The organism is Aurantimonas marianensis (assembly GCF_024195285.1).
GTDB lineage: Bacteria > Pseudomonadota > Alphaproteobacteria > Rhizobiales > Rhizobiaceae > Aurantimonas > Aurantimonas marianensis.
In genome coordinates, this window is record NZ_JALHBS010000074.1 from 1 (window position 1) to 25,429 (window position 25,429).

The following is a 25,429-nucleotide window of genomic DNA, read 5'->3' on the forward strand; positions in this document are numbered from 1 at the left end:
GCGCCTTTGGCGAGGTCGCCTGGTTGCGATTCAGATCCTCAAGATAGGCCGGGTCCATCCCGACCATCTGAGCTATATCGTCGGAAGCTGGTGCGGCGCCGACGTCGAAATTCAGGCTGTCCAAAAGCTCGGTGTTGGGCGAGTCGAAGGGATCGACTTCGTTCTCGTCCTTTGCCGGCGGTGCCGCGACGATCGCCCGAATCGCCGGCTTCAAGCCGAACCAGATGAGCAGCACGGCGACAGCGAGGATCGTCAGCGCGTTGATCAGCGTACCGGACTGGCGCATGAACATCTCGCCGAACCCCGGTGCCGGGATCGGCTCGAGCGCGCTGCCGCTATCAAGGAAGTCGACGGCGGTGACCTTCAATTGATCGCCGCGCTCGCTGGAAAAGCCCGAGGCGGAAGCGACGAGCGCCTCGATCTCGCCAATGCGCGTTTCGACCTGAGCGTCGGTCGCGTTTTCGCCAATTGCTTCCATGATGCGCTGGCGATTGATCACGACGGCGATCGACAACCGCTCGACCTCGTAGCCATCGCTGGTCGTGGAGATCGTCTTCTCATTGATCTCGTAATTCGTCAGTTCTTCGCGGCGGTCCTTTTCGTCGATCGATTTCTCGCCGGTTCCCGTTGCCGCGGCATCCGCCTCGCGGACGTCTTGCTCGACTCCGACGGGGGTCTGATTTGTCGAATTCTCGCTCTGGCCCGTCTCACGAATACTGCGCGTCGAGCGTTCCACCCGGCTTTCCGGATCGAAAATCCGCTCGCTCACCTGCCGGCGGTCGGTGTTCAGGCTTGTCGCGACGCTGCTCTGGAAATTGCCGATACCAAGATAAGGCGCGAGCGTACGCCGGATCGATTCCTCGACGCTCTTCGACACGACGCTCTCGATGCCGAACAGCTTGCCGGGGGCGGCGGAGGCAGCATCGTCCCCCGATGCGAGCAGCGTGCCATCGGCGTTGAGCACCGTCACTTCGCCGGGCGTCATGCCCGGAATGGCCGACGCGACGAGCGAGCGGATCGCCTGAGCGGAACCGAAGTCTTGCGCGCTGTCGGTACGGATGACCACACTGGCCGACGGCTTGCGCTGCTCGCGCCGAAAGGAACCCTCGTCCGACAGCACGATGTGGACACGGGCGGCGCGCACGTTTCTCAGCGTCTGGATGGTGCGAGCGATCTCGCCCTCCAACGCCCTCACGCGTGTGATCTCCTGCATGAAGGAGGTCAGGCCGATCGAGCCGAGATTGTCGAAGAGTTCGTAGCCGGCATTTTCAGAGCGCGGCAATCCCTTCTCGGCCAGTAGCATACGCGCCGGAGCCGTCTGCGAGAAAGGCGTCAGAATGGCATCTCCCTTGGCATTGACGTCGAAGGAAATGCCCGCCTCCGTCAGCGCCGCGCCGATCCGGGTCACATCGGTCCGGTCGAGGCCGGAATACAGCGTCTCCATGTCGGGACGGGACAGATAATAGCTGCCGAGGCCGACGAGCGCGATGACGAGGAACCCAACGAGGCCAAGAGCCGATAGCTTTCTCGGACCGAGCGAAGAGAGATTGCTGAAAAGCTGCTGAGCTTGTCCGTTTATGGCGAGCGCCATGAAGTAACCCTACGATTTTCCGGTGGCACGTGATGCGATTGGTCGGACCATGCCGACCGAAGCTTGCGCGAGACCACGGTTAACGAAAGGTTAACGCGCTCTTCCTGCCATTACGGCAGGGAAGCCGCAGAGCCATGGACAAACGAAAACGGGCCCGGCCATGAAGGCCGGACCCGTTCAGATGTCCTGCTGTCTATTTCCGGCGGAGGTTTACCGGAAGAGCGAGAGCAGCGACTGGCTGGAGGAGTTGGCGATCGACAGCGCCTGGACACCGAGCTGCTGCTGCGTCTGCAGCGCCTTGAGACGGGTCGACTCTTCGGTCATGTCCGCGTCGACCAGCGTGCCAACACCCTTGTCGATGGTGTCCATGAGCTTGGAGACGAAGTTCGTCTGCATCTCGATGCGGTTCTGGACGGCACCGAGGCTGGATGCCGCGGTGGTGACCTGCGACAGCGCCTCGTCGACGACCTTGATGTAGGCCTGCACCTGGCCGGATGTCACGCCACCGACCGAGATGTCGATATCGTTGACCGCCGTCGAGAAGGTGCCGGTGGCGCCAGCAACGGTGTCAGCCGCTGCCAGACCGAGATCAGCCACAGCCGGCGGGGTGGTGCCGGAAGCGGTCGCCGCGCTGACCGTGAAGCTCTCGAGCGAGTTGAAGCTCACCGCGCCAGCGGTGATCGTCACGTCGATGCCCTGAATGCCGGCGTCCTTCAAAGCCTGCGTGTAGACCGCCGTCAGATCGCCGTCAGACTTGATCGTGCTGCTGGCAAGGCCGGCGTCGGTCAGTGTCTGCTGGGTAATTTCCACCGTACGGCCAGCGGCACCGTTCTGCGAGATGCTGAAGGAGACCTTGTTGTCGGCACCGAATGCGACCGCGGCGGTCTCGACCGTCGAGGTACCGGTCGCCGCAGCGAACTGGTCGATATCGATGGTCTTGTCGAGAATGCCGGCATCGGCGGAGAAGAGCCGGATGTTGGCGATGTCGACCTTGATCGAACCGACCGAAAGGCTGCCAGCCGCATCACGCGACAGCGAGGAAACGATTTCCTTCTGCGTGCCAGCGGCAGTGTTGCTCAGCCAATTCTGACCGGAGAAGGACGCCGAGTCCGAGATCGTCTTCAGCTGTTCCTGCAGGGCGGTGATTTCCGACTGAACCTTGGCCTTGTCGACGCCTTCGCCGGTTGCCGTGGTCAGCTTGGCCTTGATCTCGTTGAGCACGTCCTTGGCGGCGGTGAGGCCGGTATAGGCCGTGTCGACCGTGGCCGCGCCGATGCCGAGCGAGTCGGACACCGCCGACATGGCCTGGTTGTCGGAACGCATGGTGGTGGCGATCGACCAGTAAGCCGCGTTGTCCTTGGCCTCACCGACGCGATAGCCGGTCGAGATGCGGGCCTGGGTCTGGTCGAGCGAGGAGTTGATCATCTGAAGGCTCTGGAGAGCCGTCATGGCAGAAGCATTGGTGTTGATGCTGGTCATAGTAGGGTGTCTTCCCGTTACGCGAATACAAAATTGGGATGAGACAGTCCGGGCTGGCCGGGATAGCGAGTCGGCATCATGCCTGTGATCTGGGTTTCCGTCCGATCACTTCGCTATGCCTCCGATATAACGGGCGATTTCCTTCCAGCTTCTTAAAGCAACACGATCTCTTCTGCTCCGACCGCAACACGATCGTCTTATGGTTAATCAATAGGAATGATGTATAGTTAATGAAACCTAACACCAGCGGACGTGGAATCCGACATAGTACCAACCCGGAGCGACAAAGCGATCGAACCATGCCGCGAACGGAAAAGGCCGCCCCTTGCGGAGCGGCCTTTCGGGCAGTGATAGAGCTGTGAGAGGGGTGGTTTAGCCCTGGAACAGCTGCAGAATTGCCTGGCTGGAGGTGTTGGCGATCGACAGCGCCTGGACACCGAGCTGCTGCTGGGTCTGCAGCGCCTTGAGACGGGTCGACTCTTCGGTCATGTCCGCGTCGACGAGGGCGCCGACGCCCTTGGAGATCGTGTCCATGAGCTTGGAGACGAAGTCGGTCTGCATCTCCACCCGGTTCTGAACGGCACCGAGGCTGGATGCCGCGGTGGTGACCTGCGACAGCGCCTCGTCGACGACCCGGATATAGGCCTGGACCTGTCCCGACGTGACGCCAGCCACCGAGATGTCGATGGCGTCGACCGCCGTCGAGAAGGTGCCGGTGGCGCCGGCAGCGGTGTCGGTCGCGGCCAGGCCGAGATCGGCAACCGCGAGAGCGCTCGTGCCGGAGGCCGTCGCGGCGGTGACCGTGAAGCTCTCGAGCGATTTGAAGCTCAAGGCACCCGCGGTGATCGACACCTCGATACCCTGAATGCCGGCGTCCTGCAGAGCCTGCGAATAGACCGCCTTGAGATCGCCATCGGACTTGATGGCCGTGCCGGCGAGGCCGGCAGCGGTCAGGGTCGTCTGGGTGATCTCCACCGTGCGGCCGGCGGCACCGTTCTGCGAAATGCTGAAGGTGATCTTGTCGTCGCCAGCGGCGAAATCGACCGCGGCTGTCTCGACCGTCGACGTACCGGTCGCAGCCTCGAACTGGTCGATATCGATGGTCTTGTCGAGAATGCCGGCATTGGCGGCGAAGAGCCGGATGTTGACGATGTCGACCTTGATCGAACCGACGGCGAGCTTGCCGTTGGCATCACGCGACAGCGAGGACACGATTTCCTTCTCAGTCGTCGCGGCCGTGTTGCTGAGCCAGTTCTGCCCGGAGAACGATGCCGAATCGGAGATCGTCTTCAGCTGTTCCTGCAGCGCGGTGATTTCCGACTGAACCTTGGACCTGTCGACGCCGTCACTCGTCGCGGTCGTCAGTTTGGCCTTGATTTCGTTGAGAACGTCCTTGGCGGAGGCCAAGCCTGTATAGGCGGTGTCGACCGTGGCCGCGCCGATGCCGAGCGAATCGGATACCGCCGACATGGCCTGGTTGTCGGACCGCATGCCGGTCGCGATCGACCAGTAGGCCGCGTTGTCCTTGGCCTCCGCGACGCGCAGACCCGTCGAAATCCGGTTCTGGGTCTCGTCCATCGCCATGTTCGTCTGCTGCAGCGTCTGCAGGGCGGTCATCGCGGCGACGTTGGTGTTGATACTCGTCATTACATTACCCTTAATGGCGCAGGCGCCCTTCATGGGCTTTTTGCTGAATCAAGGTCCGCGTCATCATGTTCGGCACCGTCGAGGGTTAACCTAGGTTCTTAACGTTAACCAATTGTGAAAAAGCGGCCCAATCGAGCGCGTTCGGCGAGTTTAGAAAAACGAGCGAACCAGTGATCCGACGAGCATGTTCCAACCGTCGATGAGGATGAAGAACAGGATCTTGAAGGGCAGCGAGATGATCGTAGGCGGCAGCATCATCATGCCCATCGACATGGTGAGTGTGGCGACGATCATGTCGATCACCAGGAACGGCAATACGATGAGAAAGCCGATCTCGAAACCACGGCGCAGCTCGGAAATCATGAAGGCCGGGATCAGAACCCGCAACGCGATGTCGCGCTCGTCGGTTGCCCCCTGCTCCGCCGGTTCGACACGCGTGCGGCTAGTCGCGTCCGCAATGTCTCCGAACAGCGCCAGATCCGCGGGCCGTACCTGGGTCAGCATGAAGTCCTTGAATGGATCCGTGATCCGATAGAACGCCTCCTCCTCACTGATCGAATTGCTCAACAACGGTTGCAGCCCGTCATTCCAGGCGCGGTCGAAGGTCGGCGCCATGACGAAAAAGGTCATGAACAGCGACAGCGAAATCAGGATGAGATTCGCGGGCGTCGTCTGCAGGCCAATGCCGGCTCGCAGGATCGACAGCGCGATGACGATGCGCGTGAACGAGGTGACCATAACCAGCAGGCCTGGCGCGATCGACAAGATCGTGACGATGCCGAACAACTGCACGATACGCCCCGACGCGCTCGAATCCCCCGCGGGGATCAGAGCCGCCAGGCCGGACAAATCGGGCGTTTGAGCAAAGGCCGGCGTGACGAAGAGAACGGCCAGGAAAACGAGGAACGATCTCATTCGGCGACCATGGTCTGGATGAGATAGTCGATGACGGCGGGCGAGCGCAGGCGGGCCCGTTCGCGCAGATCTTCGCGCAGATGGAGCAGCCCGCGCGTTCCTTCAATTTGGGCGAGCTGGACAGAGCGAAGAAACGCCAGCGTATCCGACTCGATCTCGGCGGCGAGAACTTCCGGGTTGACGCTGCCATCATCCTTCATGACCAACGCAGCCTCGATGCGAAGCCAGGTCCGCGGGGGAGCATAGATGTTGGTGAGGACCGGTTTCAGCGAAATCAGGCGGAGCGGCGTCTCGTCGTGCTCGGCCCGCGCCAGGTCCATGTCGCTCCTGTCGTCAGACGGGACGACGGTCTCGACCGGCGTCTCGGCAGCCTTGGTCTCTTCCGCCGGCGATGCCCCGGCCTCGCCGAGCATGCTGCCGAGGAAGGCGCCGCCGCCGCCGGCGACGAGAGTCAGGATCACCACCGCCACAGCGGTTGGAATCAGGCCGTCGCCCTTCATGGCGTTTTCCTGCCTTCGCCCGAGGTGCGGATCTCGGTCATGCGACGAACCCTCTCCACTCACGCGTCGGCGGCAGCGCCCTCATGGCGTTGCCTTTGCCGACAGCCGAGCGATATCGGGTCTGGCTGTCGCGAGACTTGCGGAAGACCGCGACCGCTTGTCGCCGCGGCCGAAACGCCGCCGTACCGGCTGGGCCGAACGGCTCAGTAAGGCGTGACGATATCGTAGATCTGCTGGCCCCAACCAGGCTGCTGGACCTCGGTGATCCGACCGCGGCCGCCGTAGGAAATCCGCGCTTCGGCGATCTTGTCATAGTCGATGGTGTTGTTAGGCAGGATGTCCCGGGGCCGGATGATGCCGGCGATCGACAGTACCCTCACCTCGAAATTGACCCGCATTTCCTGTTGGCCGCTGATGAACAGATTGCCGTTCGGCAGTTTCTGGCCGACCACGGCGGCCACCGACAGGTCGATATCCTCGGACCGCTTGATCCTGCCCTTGCCGGCCATGTCGGACTTGCCGTTGGCACCCAAGGTCGCGCCCACGGTCGGCAGTGTGTACTCGCCGAAACTGCCCACTAGATCGAGCCCTGAGTCGATGCCGGACTTGCGGGAGCGCTCAGAATTGTTGTCGAGCGATGCCTGGTCGCGGATGCGAATCTTCACCGTGACGATATCCCCCACACCAAGCGCGCGCGGATCCTGGTAGAAGTCCGCCCGCTCGTCGCTCCACAACGAATGCGGCGTACGCGGTCCGGCGGCCGGGAACGCGGCCGGCTGCGCCACGATCGGCGGATTTTCGTAGAGCCCCGCGCCCACCGGCGACAGGACCGGCTCGCGAAGCGCATCCTCGAGCGTCGTCGAGCAGCCGGCTAAAGCGGCGAGAGCAATCAGTGCCAAGGCTCTCACGGCTTGCGCTCCGCAACTTGCTTCTCGTCCATCGATCCACCGGTGGAGGTCTTTTGGACGATCAGATTGGTGATTTCGGCGGCGGTGGCCGGCGGCATCGCACTGAGAATGTCGCTGGCCTGACGCGATTTCAGACGGGCAATCAACGAGGCGGCGGAACTGCGATCGATCTGAGCGAGCTGAGCGGCGGCGGCGTCAGCCTTCATCTTCGCATAGATGTCGACGATGATCGTGGACGCGCTCTCGAGGAAGCTTTTCCGCTCCTCCAACCATTGCTGATAGTCCTTGCGCTTCGCCTCCAGCGCGTCGATCTGCTTGCCGATCTCGGCTTCGAGTTCGGTCAGTTGCTTCTGCTCCTGAGCGTAGCGAGCGTCCTGAGCCTCGTCGGCGATGTTGAGGCAATAGGCTTCGACTTCGCTGGCGGGCTTGCGCTTCGCGACCTCGCCGCTCTCCCCGATGATCCGGACTTCCTGGGGCGGAATTTCGGGTGCGCCGGCTGCGTGCGCGAAGCCGATTGACGCCAGAGCGGGGGCCAGAACGACGAGCCGCGCGGCGCGCCATCCGTTTCGCATGAAAGTCTGCATCATCATTGCACCACGAGTTCGGCCTGTAAGGCACCAGCCGTCTTGATCCCCTGCAGGATCGCGATGATCCCCGTCGGCTTCAGCCCGATACCATTGAGACCGCGAACCACGGATTCCAGATCGGCGCCGCCGACCAGGGCGAAAGAGCCGCCGCCCTGCCGGGCATCGACGATGGTCTCAGAGGTCACTACTGTCTGCCCCCTCGAGAAAGGCTCAGGCTGCGAGACGGCCGGCAGTTCGCTGACCCGGACGGTCAGATTGCCATGGGTCAGGGCAACCGTGGAGATCTGCACGTCCCTTCCGATGACGACCGTGCCGGTCCGCTCATCGATGACGACCCGCGCCACCTGGTCGGGGTCGACCCTGAGATCGCCGATCTCGGCGATGAAGCGGGTACTCGACACCTTCGCGGGTCGCTTGAGATGAATCGTGCGGAAGTCTTCTTCCCGCGCGACGGCCGCACCCCAGCGATTGGCGGCGTAATCGTTGACGATGTCGACGACGCGGATGGCCGTCTTGAAATCCGGATTGAATAGCTCGATCGCCAATTGGCCGTCATCGTTGAAGGAACCGGGCACCTCCCGCTCGACCAGCGCGCCGTTCGCCACGCGGCCGGTGGTCGGCACGCCCTGGGTCAAGCGTTCGCTGTCGCCTTGCGTGGAAAAGCCGCTCACCGCGAGCGGTCCTTGCGCGACCGCATAGATTTCGCCATCGGCGCCATACAGCGGCGTCATCACCAGCGTGCCGCCCATCAGCGACGAGGCGTCGCCGAGCGACGAAACAGTAACATCGATGCGTGAGCCGGTGCCGATGAAAGCCGGCAGTTCAGCGGTCACGGTAACCGCCGCGACATTCTTGCTGCGCGAGGATTGGGACCGGATATTGACGCCCATCCGATCGAGCATGGACTGCATCGACTGCTCGGTGAATGGCGCGTTGCGCATGGAATCGCCGGTCCCCTGCAGGCCGATCACGAGACCGTAACCGACGAGCTGGTTGGCCCGCACGCCGCGAATATTGACGATGTCCTTGATCCGGACGGTGCCGGCCGCATCGGCCGGGTTGCCGCGGACCGGCTGGAGCTTCGCCACAGCCTGTCCGCCGCCGCTATAGTCGGCGGCCGCCGCGCCCTGAAGGCTCGCGGCGACGAGGAAGGCTCCAAGGAGCAGCCGCGCGATCATCCGTGGATCCGAACGCTGCCGTCGGCCTCGACGATACCGGAGACGACGATGCCGCTGTCGGCGTTGCGCACGCGCACGATCTCGCCTTCGGCGGCCGAGCGCAGCGCCGTGCCGAGGCCGGTGATGATCAGCCCGCCTTCGCGAAAGACCATCGTCACGGACGCGCCGGCCCGCACCAGGTCCGGGGTCTTGAGATCCGACAGCAGGATCGGCTTGCCCGGCAGAAGGGTACGCCGGGCCACCTGCCCCACCAGAATTTCGTCTTCAATCACGTATAAAGGAAGCTTCTCGTCCTTGACGATAAAGGCCTTGTAGGCAACGCCCCGATCGGCAACGCTCTGGCCCGGATAGACGACGGCCGCCGGAACCGGAAGGTCGAGCTCGGCCGCCAGACTCCCAACCGGGACAATGAGTGCCGCGAGCGCGACAAGACCGGCGGCCACCTTGAGGCTGAGTGGCAGAGGCCGGGAAATGGTTGCGATGCCGCTCATGGACTAACGGAGCCCCTTGGTGACGACGCTCGCCATCTCGTCGGCCGCCGAGATCACCTTTGAATTCATTTCGTAAGCCCGCTGGGCGGAAATCAGCTGCGATATCTCCTTGACGGGATCGACGTTGGAATCCTCCAGGTAGCCCTGATGAACCACCGCCATGCCCGGATCTCCCGGAACGCCGGCGGTTGGCCCGCCCGAAGCGATTGTCTCCTTGAAAAGATTGCCGCCCTGCGCCGCCAGTCCCGCGTCGTTCGCGAAAGTTGCAATCGTCAACTGGCCGATCTCCTGCGCATCGGCCTGACCGTCGACCTGGGCGAAGACCTGGCCGCTCTGATTGACGGTCACTTCCGTGGCGTTCTGCGGCACGGTGATGGCCGGCTCGACGCGATAACCGTCGAGTGTAACGAGCTGGCCCTCGCCATTGGTATTGAAGGCGCCGTCGCGGGTGTAGAGAATTTCCCCACCCGGGCCTTCCACCTGGAACCACCCCAGGCCGTTCAAGGCCAGATCGAGCTTGTTGCCGGTCTGGTTGAGCGTACCTTGAAGGTTGATGTTGCGGATTGCCGCCAAGCGCACGCCGAGGCCCAGCTGAGCACCCTCCGGCACCACGCCCTGGCCGCCCCGAGCGGGGATGCCCTGCATGCGTTCCACCTGGTAGAGCAGATCGGTGAACTCGGCGCGGGCGCGCTTGAAACCGGTCGTGTTGATGTTCGCGATATTGTTGGCGATGACCTCAACATTGGTCTGCTGGGCGTTCATGCCGGTTGCGGCGATCGCAAGGGCTCGCATCGGGTGGCTCCTTCAGTAAGGTGGTCGGCGTTCCATCGGTCCTGGATCGCCGGAAAAGCAGTGTTCGGAGGGCGAGTGAGCGGTTCCGGATGGCTCAGATCGCCATGCGGGACAGTTCGAGGTAGGCGCTGACCGCCTTGTCGCGGATGGAAACAGCCGTCTGGAGTGTGCGTTCGGCGGCCATCACGGATTCGACCACGGACTGCGTCGTCGCCTCACCATTGATCCCCTTGATGGAGGTCGCTTCGGCGGTTTTCACCGTGGCGACGGCATCGCTGGCGATTTGCGACAGAACCGCGCTGAAGTCCGCTCCGGCGGCTGCCTGAGTGGGGCTAGGCGGAGTGATTGCATTGCCGATCGCCCCGGTGCCGATGCTCGGAAAGGTCGCTCCAATCGAAGGGATCATGGTCAGCTCCTCAGAAGGTCGATGGTCATGTTGATAATCTCGCGCGCCTGCTTCACCACTTGGATGTTGGCCTCGTAGGAGCGGTTCGCCTCGCGCATGTCGGCCATTTCGACCAGCATCCGCACGTTCGGCATCTTTACGTAACCCTCGGCGTTGGCCGCAGGGTTGCCGGGGTCGTGCTCGAGGACGAAGGGGGTTTCGTCCGTCCCGATTCCCTGAACGCGGACCATGTCGGCCCCGGTGACGCGATCCAACTCACCCTGAAAGGTGACCGTCTTGCGTTGATAGGGGTCGCTCCCGGCTGTCGTCCCGGTGGTCTGGGCATTGGCAATGTTTTCGGAGACCACGCGCATGCGCGTGGATTGAGCCTGAAGGCCGCTGGCCGCGATCTTGAGCGGAAAGAGAAGTGGATCGGACATGCGGATTACCCCTTCACGGACATGACGAGCAGCCGATGGAACGCCTTCACCACCGACGTATCGAGTGAATACGCCCGAGAAATCTCGCCAGCCTTGAGCATTTCCTGCTCGAGGCTCACGGAATTGCCGGAATGGGTGACATCCCAAGGCGTCTGGGTAACGACATCCTGGCTGTCACCAACCCCGCCCAGCGAAGCCATATGCATGTTGCTGGAACTCACGAGATCGAGGCGTGTCGAATCCAGAACCTCGCTGAAGGACGCCAGGTCCTTGGCCTCGTAACCAGGCGTGTTCGCATTGGCGACGTTTTCGGCCACCAGCGTCTGGCGCGTGGCCAACCACGAGGTGCGCTGCGAAGCAATTCCGAAAAGATAGACCTGATCCATGACATCCCGCGCGAGTGCTCTTGAGATTCAAAGGTCTAGGGGGAAGCGCTTGTCCGAAGCTTGCCCTTGTGTCCGTCTGCTGCGATCGGAACCCAAGCGGCCGGGACGACGCCGATACGCGGCGAGGGGCGATGCGGCGCCTCGGGCGAGGCCCTACCTGCACCGCAGGGTGAGGTTAAAGCGATAACAGGGCGCGGAGGATGGATGTATCCGCTCGGGAAGGCTTCGCGTCCCGCGGCCGAGGCCCAGCCTCCGCGGAGCAGCCCGGGCCGACGGCGGAGACCATCTTCCGATGCGTCGCGGCGACAACGCGCGGCGACGTCAAGCGTCGGCTGGAGAGGGGGGCTCTTGCAAATGGGCGTCGACGATTGCCCGGCGCAGCTCTTCGGTGCCGCCATCGGCCATCTCACCGGCGTCGTCGAAGGCGATGTAGGTAATGTCCACCGCGGCCGCCGAGGCCCCCAGTTCCAGCTGGAAATGGGCTGTGACGCCGGCATGCTTGAATTCGAGGGCAAGCGAGATGATCGGTATACCACCCCAGTTGAGACGCACGTCGCCGGAATTGGCAAAACGCAGCACGCCCGGCTTCAGATACAGCTCCGCCGAGGATGTGACGATATCCGCAATGTTGCCGTAGTGTTCGAGGCGGAGGAAAGCGATGTAGTCGACCACGTCCACGAGACGAAGTTCGGCGACGACTTCCTTGACGCCGTCGGCAAGCGCCCGCTCGCGCGACAGCGTGTTGTGTTTGCGGATATCGAGCATGGCTACGCGGTAGCGACTCCCACCTTCGAGCCCGTTCGGGAGTGAAGGAAATAGATGAGTTCCGCGATCGCCTTGAAGAATTGCGGCGGAATCATCTGATCGATCTCGACATGATCATACATCGACCTTGCCAAGAGCTTGTCTTCGATGACCGGTACGTCGTTTGCCTCGGCGATTTCCCTGATTTTTAGGGCAATCAGGTCCGTGCCCTTGGCGACCACCATCGGGGCGCCGCCTTCCTCGCGAACGTATCGCAGGGCGATGGCGTAATGAGTCGGGTTGGCAATCACGAGCGTCGCAAAGGGCACGTCGGTCATCATGCGCCTGCGCACCCGATCGCGGGCGATCTGACGCTGCCGACCCTTGACCATTGGATCACCCTCGGCCTGCTTGTTTTCGTCCTTGATCTCCTGCTTGGACATCTTGAGGTCACGCCGCCAGTGAATGCGGCTCATGGCGAGATCAGCCGCGACGAGGACGATCGTCGCAATCGAAACGCCGGAAAGAAGCGTCATCGCCAGTTCGAGGATGAGTTCCGGCACCAGCACCGGGTCGGCGAACATCGTGCGCATCATTGTCGGCAATCCCGACATGAGCAGCGTACCGACGACGACGCCGATGGTGAGGAATTTGAACACAGACTTGCCGAACTCCGTCAGTCCCCGAAGACCAAAAATCCGTTTGAACCCGGCGGAGAGCGAAATATGGGACGCCTTCGGCCGGATGCGCTCGAAATTGATCTGGGGCGCGTTCTGAAGAACCGACGAGACGACCCCGCCGACGACGAAGAAAACGGCCGCGGGCAGAACGAACCGGGCGGCTTCGAGAGCCAGCATGTGCAAGACGTGTAGGGCATCGGCACTCGTATTCAGATCCCATTGCAAGGGGTTTTCGAACGTCGTCTTGAGTACGAGAAGCAGATCGCCGGCGCCATCGCGGACCTGAAACGCGATAAAGGCCATTGTGGCCAGAAGCGACGCCAAAATCGGCGCCTCGCGCGAGACCGGAAGATTGCCCTTCTCGATCGTGTCGTTGATCTTCTTCTCGGTCGGCTGTTCCGTTTTTGAGGATTTGTCCTCGCTATCCGACACGGTGGATTAAACCCTCAGACCCATTGACGTTCGATGAACACATCGCGACGGCACGATTTACCACCGGCATGCTGGACGTCCCTCTTCCGTTCGCCGGATAGCCCCGCCGGGATCACGTGGTTTCTTCGGGCGCACGCAATTGTATCTTGCCCTCGCCGGAAAGCCGTAGAGCTTCGTTCGCTATCCGTCGGCGGGCACCCTCGATCTCGCTCGCCTGGACATCGACCACCTGCGCGAGTTCCGATTCGACCATGCGGCGGGCGCGGGCGCCGAGCGCGGCCAATGACGCTTCCCGCAGTTCCCCTTCGGTACCTCGGAGCGCCAGAATCACGACTTCGGTCGGCACGGCGTCGAACAGGGTCAGGCGGGACTTCTGCGGCAGGTTCGGCAAATCCTCGAAGGCGAACAGAAGTTTCAGCAGTGTTTCCGCTTCACGCGGCTGGACCGCCCTGATCGTATCGATCAATTCGTCCGACTGACTCTTCTCGAGGCGGTTGACGATATCCGCGAGAATTGCATGCGTGCCAGCTTTCGACGGGCTGTCGGAAGCCCCAAGATAGGCATGCCGCACATGTCGTTCGAACAGCGCCACGACCGGGTCCGACAGCTGCTTCAGCGACAGCATCCGGCGCATGACGTCGTTTCGGAACGCCGGCTGGAATTCGCGCACGATGATCGATGCGGTATCGGCCGGAACTTTCGAAAGAAGAAGGGCGACCACCTGGGGGTGTTCCTTCGCCAACTTCGGAGCGAGGATATTTCCCTCCATGTTGGCGACCGCATCCCAAATGCTGCGACCGCTCTGCTCGCTCCAGTCGCCCGAAGAGCCGTCATCTCCGGACATGAAGATGGATGCGAACTCCTCCTCGGAGAGCGCGCTCTGCAGGAGCTCCGTCATCTGTCGCGCCGGACCATCGAGGCCGGGCGCCTTCTTGAACGCGTCCTGGAAGGCGTCGACCAGTTCGTCGATCTGCTCGGACTCGATCGCTTCGAGACTGGCGGCGCTCTCATTCAGCCGCCTGATCTCATCCGGCGACAAGTGCTTGAGAACCCGCTCCGCGCCCGGCGCGCCGAGAGCGATCAGCAGGATTGCCGCTCGAGCGCTGCCGCATTTCGGCAGCTCCGGGCCATCATCATGATAGGCGGCGACCATCGACATGACAGATCAAGCGGCTCGCTGGTTTTTCGACTGAAGTCGCTCGCCAGGTTTGGCGACCTCCGTCAGCGTGACGCCGAAGCGCTGGTCCTCATTGTCGAGCACGACGATCTCGCCGCGGGCGACAACCCGGTCGTTGACGATGACATCCACCGGATCGCCGACCTTGGTGTTGAGCTTGACGATGGTGCCGCGGCCGAGATCGAGAATATCCGCGACCGTCATCGTCGTGGAGCCGAGGACAACATGCATTGTCACCGGGACATCCATCACCAGGTCGAGATCGAGCCGGTCCGTGCCCGGTGCCGCGCCAACGCCGAGGCCCACGTCGGCATCGGCGTCTTCATCGGGGGCATCATCAAATTCATTCATGGCGTCGTCCATCTTCCGGCTTGCTTCTGGCGGGTCATGCCGCAACATCGCGTCGCCGACTGGGGTTTCATAACCGGACTAGCGAGCCAGACTGGCGCGAAGCCTGTGTCCGCCCGGCCCTTCGCCGCACTCGCTCGCCGCCGCTGCCGGTACACGCTCGGATCGCGCCGCCTGACCATGGCCTTTAGCATGCCAATCGGCCCTGGCGACAAGCAATTCAAGCCGATCGGTGGTCTCTTTCGCTTCGACGATCTGCGCCTCGAGTGCACGCAGGGTCTGCACACCCTCGTGCTTGAGAACGACCACCGCCTCCGCGGCTCTATTGATCGAGCGGTCGGCTTCCGCGAGCGCGGCACCGAGGGCGCTTTCCGACGACCGCAAGGTCCGAAGCTCACGATACATGCGCCCGCTTCTGAGCGCTGTCACCACAAGCGCCACCATTAATATGATATCAGTCAGGTAGGATGTCATCGATAAACTCCTCGGCGGGATCGATCCGTTCTTCAATCCGCAAGACGTAGGTGTCCCGCGAGCGCCCCATGCGCGCGCGAAACAGCGGCCTGTTTTCACATGCGACGGCGATCAGGCTGTCGGCGCCGATCGCCAGCGGAATCGTGTCGCCCACCTTGAAGCCGGCGATCGTCCTCAGCGGGACCTTCTTCTTGGCGAGCACCGCTTCCAGTCGCAGGTCGCTCTGGGCAAAGCTCGCCTTGATCGCCTCGGACCAGCTTTCGTCGCGATCGCGCTGGGGCGCCTCCGGCAGCTTGCGGAGGAAGCGCCGATGCGGCGCCAGGAAACTGGCCGGAAAGGCGAAGGCGAGAGGCGCGGCAATTCCCGCGGCCCGTAGCTCGAACCGAAACAACACGAAGCGGTCGCTCGTCTCGCCGAGTTCCTCGACCAGCAGGGGAGGATCGATCAGATCACCGACCGAGAGCTTGAGATCGGCAATGGGCTCGAACACCGGGCCGGCGGCTTCGGACGCGGCAGCAAGGGCGAGCTTGACGACACCGCGATCGAGGTCGGTGGGTCCACGCGGGACGTCACCCGCATTGGAGGGCTCCGCCGCGAAGAAGGCCGCGATGAGCGCATCCAGGCCGGAGCGCTTGGCAGCGACATAGCCCGGCGTTCGAAAACGCGGCGAAGACAGCAATGCGAAGAGACTTGCTGCCGCATCCGCGCTTTCGGCCTCGGGTGCGAAGTCCGTATCGACCTCGGTCAACAGGAAGTCGAACGGTGCGCCGGCGATCGCGCCCAGCCTGGCGGTAGCCGCCTCCGCCCACGCCTCGCCCATATGAGTGAGGCGCGGAAGATTGCGTGGATCGAACTCGGCCGCGCTGCGAAGTCGTTCGCCGATATTGGCCGAATCCGGCTGAGGAGCGGTCGGGCTCATGGATCAGGCCGCCGATCCGCCGCCGATGGTTTCATTTTCGACCTGGTCGATCGTGGGACGGTCATATGCGGAGATCGTCTTGCGTCCATATTCGAGCGCCACCTGCGGCATCGCGCCATTCATATACGCGATGAGGGTCGATTTCACGATAGTGAACATCCGGCACTTCTTGTCGCGCACCCCCTTCACCTTGGTGGCGATCGGGCCGACGATGCCGTAGGAAAAGAAGATGCCCGCGAAGGTCCCCACAAGGGCCGCCCCGATCAGGCCGCCAAGAATCTCGGGAGACTGGTCCAGGGCGCCCATGGCCTTGATCACGCCGAGCACGGCCGCGACGATGCCGAGAGCGGGAAGCCCGTCAGCCATGTCCTGGAGGGCGTGCTTGGGCTTCAATTGATCGTACGCGATCGTCTGGATCTCTTCCTCCATGAGCGACTCGATCTCGTGTGGCCGCGCATTGCCGATGATGATCAGCCGACAGTAATCGCAAATGAAGCTGGTCATGGCGTCGTCTTTGAGAACGTCCGGATACGCCTGAAAGATCGTCGATTCCTTGGGGTCGTCGATATGCGCTTCGACCTCGCTACGCGATTTCGACCGCATCTCACGCATCAGCTGATGCAACAGCCCTAGAACGTTCAGATAGTCACTCGACTTCGGAACCTTGTTCTTGAAAGCCTCCATGACCGCCTTGCCGGTATCCTTCACCACCTTGGTCGGATTGGCAACAAGGAAGGTCCCGATCGATGAGCCCAGAATGATCACGTATTCGAACGGCTGGACCAGGACCATCAATTTCCCGCCCATCGCGACGAAGCCACCGAACAGGGCTCCAAACGTCACGACCAGCCCAAGCAGAATACCCATGCGGGCCCCCGATTTCCCAATTTTCGAGTTTCACCGGTAGGTAGCCCCGCTTGTGCGAGCCTTGCCGAAGCGTCGGCTCTGGCGGGAAAAGCCGTTCGGTCGTGCGGAACAGGCTGGCGCAAGCAAGCTGCCCGATTTTCGCACCACTTGAAATAAGTCTACCGGAAGGCGCCGCCATGCTGGGTGCAACGACCAGTTTCGATCTCATACGTCGCGACCTTCCGGCCGCTCTCGACCGAACGGCAAAACAGCCGACGGTCGAACGCGCGAGCGAACGCTATCTGGAGGCGCTGTCCTCGATCAAGACGGTCGAGGACTTCCTCTCCAACGATCGGGTCTACAACTTCGCCATGAAGGCCTTCGGGCTGGAGGATATGACCTATGCCAAGGCGTTCATGCGCAAGGTCCTGGTCGAAGGCATCGACGACAAGGAGAGCTTTGCCAACAAGCTGAGCGACAATCGCTACAAGGAATTCGCCGAAACCTTCAATTTCGCGCGTTACGGCAAGACGACGATGGCTTTCGAGCGAACACAGCAGGTCGTCGTCGACAAATATATCCGCCAGACGCTGGAGGAGGACACCGGCGCCGAGAGCGAGGGCGCGCGGCTTGCCCTGTATTTCGAACGCGCCGCACCCTCGATCACCAGCACCTTTTCGATCCTGGCCGACACTGCTTTGATGAAGGTCGTCCAGGTCGCCTTCGGCATCCCGACCGAGATCGGCGCGCTGGATATCGACAAGCAGGCGGCTTTCTACGAACAGCGGTTGGACATCGAGGATCTGAAGGATCCGGAGAAGCTGCAAAAGCTGCTGACGCGCTTCACGGCGATGTACGACACGACGGAAACGTCGGCACAGGTCACCAGCCCGGCCCTTTCGCTATTCGGCCCGTCGAGCGCCGGGATCGACGGCAATTTGCTGCTCTCGCTCCAGTCCTACCGAAGCGGAGGTTTCTGACCTTGCAGACCGCACTCCCCGTCGCCTTGTCCGCGCAACTCGCCCTCGAGAAGCGGCTGGACACCATCGCCCACAACGTCGCCAACGCCCGAACCGCCGGCTTTCGAGCCGAAGAGGTCAAATTCGAGGCACTGATTTCCCGGGCCGGCTCAGACCCGGTGGCCTTCGCCTCCGAGGGCACGACGTATCTTTCGACCCGGGCGGGCGAAATGACCCAGACCGGAAACACGCTCGACATGGCGGTATCCGGCGATGCGTTTTTCGCCATCCAGGGTCCCAACGGTCCAGTCTACACACGCGACGGCCGGATGCGGATCAATGCAGAAGGCGCGGTGGAGACGATCAACGGCTATCCGATTCTCGATGTCGGCGGCGCGACGCTGCAAGTCGATCCCAACGCCGGGCCGATCGCGATCGCCCGCGATGGCATGATCACACAGAACGGCGCCCAGATCGGCGCGGTCGGGCTGTTCGCCATGCCGCCGGGAGCCAATCTGACCCGTTTCGAGAACTCCGGCGTCATTCCGGATCGGGCGGCGGTTCCCATCCTCGACTTCGGCGACGTCGGCGTCATGCAAGGCTTCGTCGAAGGCTCCAATGTCAATCCGGTTCTGGAGATCAGTCGTCTCATCGCCCTGCAGCGCGCTTTCGAAAGTGCCTCCAATCTCGTCCAGACCTCCGAGCGCACGCTCGACGATGCGGTCAAGAACTTGGGTAACATGTCGTGACGGCACTCGCGGAAAGCAGCTACAAGATCCCGCCGCTCGAAGAGGAGCGCCTGGCGATCTCGGGCCACATCGTCGACGTGTCGCCCCAGGCCTTCAAGGTCGCGGGTCTGTCGCCCTTCGTGCGGCTCGGTGACTGCGTGGCCTGCCCCGGCCCGAACGGCGAGGAAATCGGCGAAGTGGTCCGCATCGAGGCGGACAGCCTGACGATCAAACCCTTCGGCAACCGGTTCAGCCGCGGGGTCAAGGCGCCGGCAAGGCGGATCGGTCCGCTCACGGTCGCACCTTCCGAGCGCTGGAAGGGGCGGGTCGTGAACGCGTTCGGCATGCCGTGCGACGGGGCTGGCCCGCTAGCCGCCGGCGACGAGGATCGCCTGGCCGATGCCGCGCCCCCGCCGGCTCTGCGGCGAGGCCGTGTCGGCGGTTCTGTGCCGACGGGCGTGCATGCGCTCGATATCTTTACGCCGCTGGTCAAAGGGCAGCGTATCGGTATCTTCGCCGGCTCCGGCGTCGGCAAGTCGACGCTCATGGGCATGCTGGCGCGCGCGCAAGGCTTCGACACCGTGGTCGTCGCGCTCGTCGGCGAGCGCGGCCGCGAAGTCCGCGAATTTCTCGAAGAGACGATGGGCGGCGACCTGCAAAAGCTCGTCACTGTCGTGGCGACGGGAGATGAAAGCCCGATGATGCGGCGGCTCGCGCCCCGCACGGCGACATCGGTTGCCGAGTATTTCCGCGATCGGGGCGAGAATGTCCTGCTCATCGTCGACAGCGTGACCCGCCTCGCCCATGCGGCACGCGACGTCGCGCTGGCAGCCGGCGAACCGCCCGTCGCGCGCGGCTATCCGCCGAGCGTCTTTTCCGAGTTGCCGCGACTTCTCGAACGGGCCGGCCCCGGTCTCGAAGGCTCCGGAACAATTACCGGCATTTTCTCCGTGCTGGTCGACGGCGACGACCACAACGACCCGATCGCCGACGCGATCCGCGGCACGCTCGACGGCCATATCGTCCTCGACAGGGCGATCGCCGAGCAGGGCCGGTTCCCGGCCGTGGACGTGCTGAAGTCGATCTCCCGCCTCGCCGATCGGGTCTGGGACGAGCAACAGCGCGAGCTCGTAACGCGCCTGCGCAGCATGATCTCGCGATACGAGGACACCCGCGATCTGCGTTTGCTCGGGGGCTATCAGCGCGGCAATGACGAGACCCTGGATCAGGCCGTCGACCTCGGTCCGCATGTCTACGACTATATGGTCCAGCACCCCGGGGCCATCACGACCGGAGAGCCCTTCGCCGAGCTCAGCGCACGATTGAAGAAAAGCTTCGCCGCGGCGCGGGGGCCTGCCAAGGCGTGACGTTCAGCCGCAACTGAACAATTTTTCCCGTTCAGTCTTGACTGAACAGGTAGGCGTTCGTATTTGCCGCCGATGAATATCGCTGTCGATCAAGATCTGGTCCGCCCCTGCCCCGAGGACCTCTGCCGCGCCCGCTTCATCGACCGGATGGGCGACCATCTGGAAGCGGAGGGGATGCCGCGCATCGCCGGCCGGCTGTTCGGCCTGATGATCCTGGAACCGGGAGTGGTCAGCTTCAGTGACCTTGCGGCGCGGCTTTGCGTCAGCCGGGCGTCGATCTCGACCAATGCCCGCCTGCTCGAGAGCAAGGGATTGATCGTCAAGGTTCAGGTCGAAGGTGAGCGGCAGGATTTCTTCCGTCTCGCCGACAGGCCTTATGTCAACATGATTCGCGGCGTGGCTCACCGGATGGAAGAGACGCAAGCCAGCATCGTCGCGGCGGAAACCGACCTGCCACCCGACGCGATTGCCGAGCGTCAGCGGCTCGAGCAGGCCCGCGAGTTCTTCGAAACTGCCGTCGCCTCGCTCAACGATCTCGCGGCCAAGCTGTGCCGGCTCGATGAAGAAGGGCGGGGCAAGCAATGAATATGCACGAGAATACAGGGCCCTCCCCGGTTGCGGAATCCGCACCGGCGCCGAAGGAGCGCAAGTCACGCGCCGGCTGGCTGGCGGCGCTGTTCGTCCTGGCCCTCGTCGCCTGGATGGGCTCGGGCTATTATTATCCCGACCAGAATCAGGCTGTCGAAGCGACGAAATCCAAGACCCGCGAGCCCTTTACGGTCGAGGCATTCGCTTCCCGCGCCGAGCCGGTGGTGGAGTTCGTCGCGGCGGAGGGCCAGGTTCTGCCTGACCGCACGACGCCGGTTCGCGCCAAGGTGGGCGGAACGGTCGAGACCATTGCGGTCAAGAAGGGCGACTTTCTCGAGGAAGGCGCGCTGATCGCCAAGATCGCCCTCGCCGACCGCGAGGCGCAACGCATGCAGGCCGAGGCCGAGCTTGCCCGCCGCCAGGGCGAGTTCGATCGCGTGTCGGGACTGGCCGAGCGCGGCTATGCGACGGCGGCCCAGGTCGAGGAGGCGCAGGCCGAACTGGCGAAAGCTGAGGCGTCGTTGGCGGTGATCGCACAGACCACCGGCGACACGGAGATTCGCGCGCCGATCACCGGCACGCTCGACCGGTTCGATCTGGATCTCGGCGAGTTCGTTGCCGCGAGCGCCGAGGTCGGCGTCCAGATCGACAATGATCCGCTGACCGTCGATGTCGAGATCGCCCAGCAAAACGTCGCCCGCGTGCGCACCGGCCAGCCGGCCTCGGTGACCTTCATCACCGGGGAAACCCGGCAGGGCACCGTCCGCTACATCGCCGCGAATGCCAGTTCCGCCACTCGGACCTTCCCGGTCGAGATCACCGTGTCCAATCCCGACCGCGACATCCCTGCCGGCATCTCGGCGCAGGTGCGTATTCCCGTCGGCGAGGTTCCCGCGCATTTCCTGTCCGCGGCCGTTCTGGCACTCGGGTCGGACGGCACGCTCGGCGTCAAGGCTGTCGATGCCGAGAACAAGGTCACCTTCCATCCGATCGAGCTGGTCAGGGCGGAAACGACCGGGCTTTGGGTCGCCGGACTTCCCGAGTCTTTGCGGATCATTACGGTCGGCCAGGGTTTTGTGTCCGAAGGCGAAGACGTCCGCGTGATCGAGGCTAAACCCGATGACGCGCGTCGTGAGCCGTCGAATCCGGCCATCACGCCGCCCGAGGCCGAGCCCATGGCCGTTGGCGACGGCATGCTGGACAATGAGCCGACCGCCGGGGCACCGAAGACAAGTCCCGCGAGAACGACTGGAAGCGTTCGCGCATCCGCCTCTCCATTGACGAGCAAAACGGTGGAGACCGCGGCGCTGACCGAGTCGTCCGATTCGAACAGCCCGAGAGCCAGGAGCCTCGGCGAGGAACCTTCAATCCAGCTCTTGCAACAGCGACTTCGCGCCTTGGGCTACGAACCGGGACCGATCGACGGCCTGCTGGGGGACTCGACGCGCGAGGCAATCAAGAAGTTCCAGCGCGACAATGGTCTCGCCGTCACCGGCGAGGTCACTGCGAAGCTGGCGAGCGCCCTGTTTGCGACGGCGACCGCAGGGGCGCGCTGATGAACGCCCTGATCGAAGCGGGTTTCGACCGTTCGCGCACCGTTCTGCTCATCCTCGCGCTGATCCTCGTCGCCGGCGTTATCGGCTACCAAGCCATCCCGAAGGAATCCTCCCCCGACATTCCGATTCCGGTGATGTACGTGACGGCAACGCTGGAAGGCATCTCGCCGGAGGACAGCGAGCGGCTTCTGGTCAGGCCCCTGGAGACCGAGCTGTCGTCGCTGTCAGGCCTCGACGAAATGGAATCCCACGCCGCGGAAGGCTACGCTTCCGTGCAGCTGAAATTCGAGGCGGGCTTCGACGCGGACGAAGCCCTGACCGACGTCAAGGACGCCGTCGACCGAGCCAAGCCGAACCTTCCCGCCGAGGTCGATGAGCCGAAGGTCAATGAGGTCAACACCTCGCTTTTTCCGATTCTGACCGTGGTTCTGTCCGGACCGATCCCCGAGCGTTCGCTGGTCAATATCGCCAACGACCTTAGCGACGACCTCGAAGCCCTATCGGGCGTCCTCGAAGTCGATATCGGCGGCGACCGCGACGAGCTGATGGAAGTGCTGATCGAGCCGACCGTCTTCGAGACCTACAATCTGTCCTTCGACGAACTGGTCAGCCAGATCAGCCGCAACAACCGCCTGATCGCAGCCGGAGCGCTCGACACCGGCGCCGGCCGGATTGTCCTCAAAGTGCCGGGCCTGATCGAGGACATTCGCGACGTCCTGGACATGCCGGTGAAGGTCGATGGCTCTACCGTGCTGACCTTCAAGGACGTCGCCATCGCGCGGCGAACCTTCGAGGATCCCGACGGCTTCGCGCGGATCGACGGCGACCCCTCGCTCGCGCTCGAAATCAAGAAGCGATCCGGGGCCAACATCATCGAGACGGTCGACGCCGTCCGCGCGGTCGTCGATCGGCACAAGGCGACTTGGCCGGACACGGTCGGCGTCGAGTATCTGCAGGACGAGTCCGAGCAAGTGAAGACGATGCTCGGCGATCTCGAGAACAATGTCATCTCGGCGATCATCCTCGTCATGATCGTGATCGTCGCGACGCTGGGCCTTCGCAGCTCCATTCTCGTAGGGCTGTCGATTCCCGGCTCGTTCCTTGCCGGGATCACGATCCTGTGGGCGTTCGGCTTCACGATGAATATCGTCGTCCTGTTTTCGCTGATCCTGGTTGTCGGCATGCTCGTCGATGGCGCGATCGTGACGACGGAACTCGCCGACCGCAGGCTTCTGGAAGGCGCTACGTCGCGCGATGCCTATCGACAGGCAGCGCAACGGATGGCCTGGCCGATCATCGCCTCGACCGCGACAACCCTCGTCGTCTTCGCGCCGCTCCTGTTTTGGCCGGGCCTTGTCGGCGAGTTCATGAAGTTCCTTCCGCTCACCGTGCTGATCACGCTGACGGCCTCGCTGTTCATGGCGCTCGTGTTCATCCCGGTTCTTGGCGGTCTGATCGGCAAGGCACAACCGATGCCGGCAAAGCAGCGGCGCCAATTGGAGGCGGCGGAGAACGGCGACCTGTCGCTCATCGGCGGGCTCACGGGCGTCTATCTGCGCGTCCTGCGGAGCGCTGTCAAAGGTCCGTTCGCCACTTTGGTCATCGCCTTGTCGCTGCTTGTCGGCGCGATTTACGGCTTTTCCCAATACGGCAAGGGCGTCGAATTCTTCCCCTCCATCGAGCCGGAATTCGCCCAGGTCCAGATCCGCGCCCGGGACAATTTCTCGATCTTCGAAAAGGACGCGCTCGTGCGTCGGGTCGAGGAGCGCCTGCTCGGCATGGACGAGGTCGAGACCGTCTATGCCCGCACACTTGGCGAAAGCGGCTCGCGTCAGCTCGGGGCCGACGTCATCGGCACCATACAGCTCGAACTGGATGAATGGGACACCCGGCGCAAGGCGGTGCTGATCTTCGACGACATTCGAGCGCGCGTGGCCGACATTCCCGGCATCACCATCCAGGTTCAGCAGGAGCAGAACGGGCCGGCCAGCGGCAAGCCGATCAACGTCAAGCTGCGCGGATCCGATCTGAATTCCCTGGCCGATGGCGTCGTCACGCTCAGGGGCCTGATGGAGGACATCGGCGGATTCGAGAATGTCACCGATACGCGTTCGCCGCCCGGCGTCGAATGGCAGTTGCAGGTGAACCGCGAGGAAGCCGCGCGCTACGGCGCCGACGTGTCGCTGCTCGGCCAGGCCGTGCGGCTTCTGACCGCCGGCATCGAGGTCTCGGACTATCGGCCAGACGATGCGGGCGGTGATGGCGAAGTGCCGATCCGCGTCCGCTTTCCGGCCGGCGACCGAACCCTGGAACGGCTGGAGGGGCTGCGTATTCCAACGGCGCGCGGCCTGGTTCCAATCCGCAATTTCGTCTCCTTCCAGCCGGCGCCGAAGGTCGGCACGATCATCCGGATCGACCAACGCCGCGTCATGGCGGTGGAAGCGGATGTCGCAGAGGGCATTCTCGCCAACGACCAGATCGTCAAACTGCGCGCCGCGCTCGACAAGGCCGAGCTTCCCGCCCGCGTCGACTACAGTTTCGGCGGCGAGGCCGAAGACCAGGCCGAAGCGGCCACATTCCTCACGGGAGCGGCGTCGGCGGCGATCTTCCTGATGTTCGTCGTCCTGGTCACCCAGTTCAACTCGATCTACCAGGCGTTCCTGGTGATGAGCGCGATCGTGTTCTCGACGGCGGGCGTCTTCTACGGTCTGCTGATCACCGGCCGACCCTTCGGCATCGTCATGGGGGGCATCGGCGTGATCGCGCTCGCCGGCATCGTCGTCAACAACAACATCGTTCTGATCGACACCTACAACGTCTTGCGCAGATCGGGTCAGCCGCCGCTGGAGGCGATCCTGCGCACCGGTGCGCAACGCCTGCGTCCCGTTTTCCTGACCTCGATCACGACCGTCCTGGGGCTGGTGCCGATGGTTGTCGGCGCGAATGTCGATTTCATCCGGCGCGAGATCCAGTTCGGCGCCCCCTCCACCCAATGGTGGACGGAACTGTCGAGCGCGATCGCCGGTGGCCTCACCTTCGCGACGATCCTCACCCTGGTGCTGACGCCCGCCCTTCTGATGCTAGGGGAAAGCATCACCGCATGGGTGAAGCGGCGACGCGGCATCGATGCACCGAGCCCGCTGCGCGGCGATCCGCTGGCCGGCGCCGCGGCGAACGAGCCGCGACCGATCGCCACGGCTCCAGCCGAGTGATCAGTAGAGCCAGCGCACCATCACCGCAGTAGTCACCGGAGACATCGTTTTGACGATGTCGGTGACGACGAAGGGCGCGGCTCCGGCAAGAGGCTCTGAC

At 63.2% G+C, this 25,429-nt stretch carries 26 protein-coding genes; 6 read left to right on the forward strand and 20 right to left on the reverse strand.

Translation table 11 applies throughout. The annotated features are described in order from the left end of the window. The 20 genes from fliF to motA all read right to left on the reverse strand — a co-directional run. A partial coding sequence (gene fliF, locus MJ956_RS12455; protein WP_253964776.1) for a flagellar basal-body MS-ring/collar protein FliF occupies positions 1-1,591 on the reverse strand: 1,591 nt, incomplete at its 3' end. 210 nt (positions 1,592-1,801) lie between these two features. Beyond that, entirely contained in the window at positions 1,802-3,070 is a 1,269-nt protein-coding gene (locus MJ956_RS12460) for a flagellin N-terminal helical domain-containing protein (protein ID WP_253964777.1), read from the reverse strand. A 372-nt stretch (positions 3,071-3,442) separates the two neighbouring features. After that, positions 3,443-4,717: a flagellin N-terminal helical domain-containing protein gene (locus tag MJ956_RS12465; protein WP_253964778.1), complete on the reverse strand. Its 1,275-nt coding sequence runs from the start codon at positions 4,715-4,717 to the stop codon at positions 3,443-3,445. Positions 4,718-4,867: 150 nt separating this feature from the next. Next, positions 4,868-5,632 (reverse strand): flagellar type III secretion system pore protein FliP, encoded by a 765-nt coding sequence (fliP, locus tag MJ956_RS12470; RefSeq protein ID WP_253964779.1) that lies wholly within the window; start codon positions 5,630-5,632, stop codon positions 4,868-4,870. Then, positions 5,629-6,132, reverse strand: a complete 504-nt coding sequence (locus MJ956_RS12475; protein ID WP_253964780.1) for a flagellar basal body-associated FliL family protein — start codon at positions 6,130-6,132, stop codon at positions 5,629-5,631. The genes fliP and MJ956_RS12475 overlap by 4 nt, the downstream gene beginning before the upstream one ends. 203 nt (positions 6,133-6,335) lie before the next feature. After that, the gene (gene flgH / locus MJ956_RS12480) at positions 6,336-7,040 is read right to left on the reverse strand and encodes a flagellar basal body L-ring protein FlgH (RefSeq protein WP_253964781.1); all 705 of its coding nucleotides are present in this window, start codon (positions 7,038-7,040) and stop codon (positions 6,336-6,338) included. After that, on the reverse strand, positions 7,037-7,612 hold the full coding sequence (locus tag MJ956_RS12485) for a MotE family protein (protein WP_253964782.1): 576 nt from the start codon (positions 7,610-7,612) through the stop codon (positions 7,037-7,039). The genes flgH and MJ956_RS12485 overlap by 4 nt, the downstream gene beginning before the upstream one ends. 14 nt (positions 7,613-7,626) lie before the next feature. After that, on the reverse strand, positions 7,627-8,805 hold the full coding sequence (flgI, locus tag MJ956_RS12490) for a flagellar basal body P-ring protein FlgI (RefSeq protein WP_253964783.1): 1,179 nt from the start codon (positions 8,803-8,805) through the stop codon (positions 7,627-7,629). Next, the gene (gene flgA / locus MJ956_RS12495) at positions 8,802-9,296 is read right to left on the reverse strand and encodes a flagellar basal body P-ring formation chaperone FlgA (protein ID WP_253964784.1); all 495 of its coding nucleotides are present in this window, start codon (positions 9,294-9,296) and stop codon (positions 8,802-8,804) included. The genes flgI and flgA overlap by 4 nt, the downstream gene beginning before the upstream one ends. A 3-nt stretch (positions 9,297-9,299) precedes the next feature. After that, the gene (flgG, locus tag MJ956_RS12500) at positions 9,300-10,088 is read right to left on the reverse strand and encodes a flagellar basal-body rod protein FlgG (RefSeq protein ID WP_253964785.1); all 789 of its coding nucleotides are present in this window, start codon (positions 10,086-10,088) and stop codon (positions 9,300-9,302) included. Between the two features lie 94 nt (positions 10,089-10,182). Beyond that, positions 10,183-10,494 (reverse strand): flagellar hook-basal body complex protein FliE, encoded by a 312-nt coding sequence (gene fliE, locus MJ956_RS12505; RefSeq protein WP_253964786.1) that lies wholly within the window; start codon positions 10,492-10,494, stop codon positions 10,183-10,185. A gap of 2 nt (positions 10,495-10,496) precedes the next feature. Then, a complete protein-coding gene (flgC, locus tag MJ956_RS12510) occupies positions 10,497-10,913 on the reverse strand; it encodes a flagellar basal body rod protein FlgC (protein WP_253964787.1) in 417 nt (138 codons plus the stop codon). A 5-nt stretch (positions 10,914-10,918) separates the two neighbouring features. Further along, a complete protein-coding gene (gene flgB, locus MJ956_RS12515) occupies positions 10,919-11,299 on the reverse strand; it encodes a flagellar basal body rod protein FlgB (protein ID WP_253964788.1) in 381 nt (126 codons plus the stop codon). 321 nt (positions 11,300-11,620) lie between these two features. Further along, the gene (locus MJ956_RS12520) at positions 11,621-12,064 is read right to left on the reverse strand and encodes a hypothetical protein (protein ID WP_253964789.1); all 444 of its coding nucleotides are present in this window, start codon (positions 12,062-12,064) and stop codon (positions 11,621-11,623) included. 2 nt (positions 12,065-12,066) lie between these two features. After that, on the reverse strand, positions 12,067-13,155 hold the full coding sequence (gene flhB, locus MJ956_RS12525; RefSeq protein WP_253964790.1) for a flagellar biosynthesis protein FlhB: 1,089 nt from the start codon (positions 13,153-13,155) through the stop codon (positions 12,067-12,069). 112 nt (positions 13,156-13,267) lie between these two features. Further along, positions 13,268-14,314, reverse strand: coding sequence for a FliG C-terminal domain-containing protein (locus MJ956_RS12530; protein ID WP_253964791.1), 1,047 nt, complete (start codon positions 14,312-14,314; stop codon positions 13,268-13,270). Positions 14,315-14,320: 6 nt separating this feature from the next. Beyond that, positions 14,321-14,683, reverse strand: a complete 363-nt coding sequence (gene fliN / locus MJ956_RS12535) for a flagellar motor switch protein FliN (RefSeq protein ID WP_253964792.1) — start codon at positions 14,681-14,683, stop codon at positions 14,321-14,323. A 78-nt stretch (positions 14,684-14,761) separates the two neighbouring features. Further along, entirely contained in the window at positions 14,762-15,154 is a 393-nt protein-coding gene (locus MJ956_RS12540; RefSeq protein ID WP_253964793.1) for a DUF6468 domain-containing protein, read from the reverse strand. Then, a complete protein-coding gene (locus tag MJ956_RS12545; protein ID WP_253964794.1) occupies positions 15,135-16,073 on the reverse strand; it encodes a FliM/FliN family flagellar motor switch protein in 939 nt (312 codons plus the stop codon). The genes MJ956_RS12540 and MJ956_RS12545 overlap by 20 nt, the downstream gene beginning before the upstream one ends. A gap of 3 nt (positions 16,074-16,076) precedes the next feature. Further along, positions 16,077-16,940 carry a flagellar motor stator protein MotA gene (gene motA / locus MJ956_RS12550; protein ID WP_253964795.1) on the reverse strand — a complete coding sequence of 288 codons (864 nt, stop codon included), beginning with the start codon at positions 16,938-16,940 and terminating at the stop codon, positions 16,077-16,079. Between the two features lie 176 nt (positions 16,941-17,116). Between motA and MJ956_RS12555 the strand changes: the two genes are divergently transcribed. The 6 genes from MJ956_RS12555 (at position 17,117) to MJ956_RS12580 (ending at position 25,329) form a co-directional block, all read left to right on the forward strand. After that, positions 17,117-17,899, forward strand: a complete 783-nt coding sequence (locus tag MJ956_RS12555; protein WP_253964796.1) for a DUF1217 domain-containing protein — start codon at positions 17,117-17,119, stop codon at positions 17,897-17,899. Between the two features lie 2 nt (positions 17,900-17,901). Then, positions 17,902-18,627 (forward strand): flagellar basal-body rod protein FlgF, encoded by a 726-nt coding sequence (gene flgF, locus MJ956_RS12560; protein WP_253964797.1) that lies wholly within the window; start codon positions 17,902-17,904, stop codon positions 18,625-18,627. Beyond that, positions 18,624-19,973 carry a flagellar protein export ATPase FliI gene (gene fliI / locus MJ956_RS12565; RefSeq protein ID WP_253964798.1) on the forward strand — a complete coding sequence of 450 codons (1,350 nt, stop codon included), beginning with the start codon at positions 18,624-18,626 and terminating at the stop codon, positions 19,971-19,973. Before flgF ends, fliI begins: the two co-directional genes overlap by 4 nt. A gap of 72 nt (positions 19,974-20,045) precedes the next feature. Continuing rightward, positions 20,046-20,558 (forward strand): GbsR/MarR family transcriptional regulator, encoded by a 513-nt coding sequence (locus tag MJ956_RS12570; protein WP_253964799.1) that lies wholly within the window; start codon positions 20,046-20,048, stop codon positions 20,556-20,558. Beyond that, positions 20,555-22,117 carry an efflux RND transporter periplasmic adaptor subunit gene (locus tag MJ956_RS12575; protein ID WP_253964800.1) on the forward strand — a complete coding sequence of 521 codons (1,563 nt, stop codon included), beginning with the start codon at positions 20,555-20,557 and terminating at the stop codon, positions 22,115-22,117. The genes MJ956_RS12570 and MJ956_RS12575 overlap by 4 nt, the downstream gene beginning before the upstream one ends. Next, entirely contained in the window at positions 22,117-25,329 is a 3,213-nt protein-coding gene (locus MJ956_RS12580; RefSeq protein WP_253964801.1) for an efflux RND transporter permease subunit, read from the forward strand. Before MJ956_RS12575 ends, MJ956_RS12580 begins: the two co-directional genes overlap by 1 nt. Positions 25,330-25,429 lie beyond the last annotated feature (100 nt).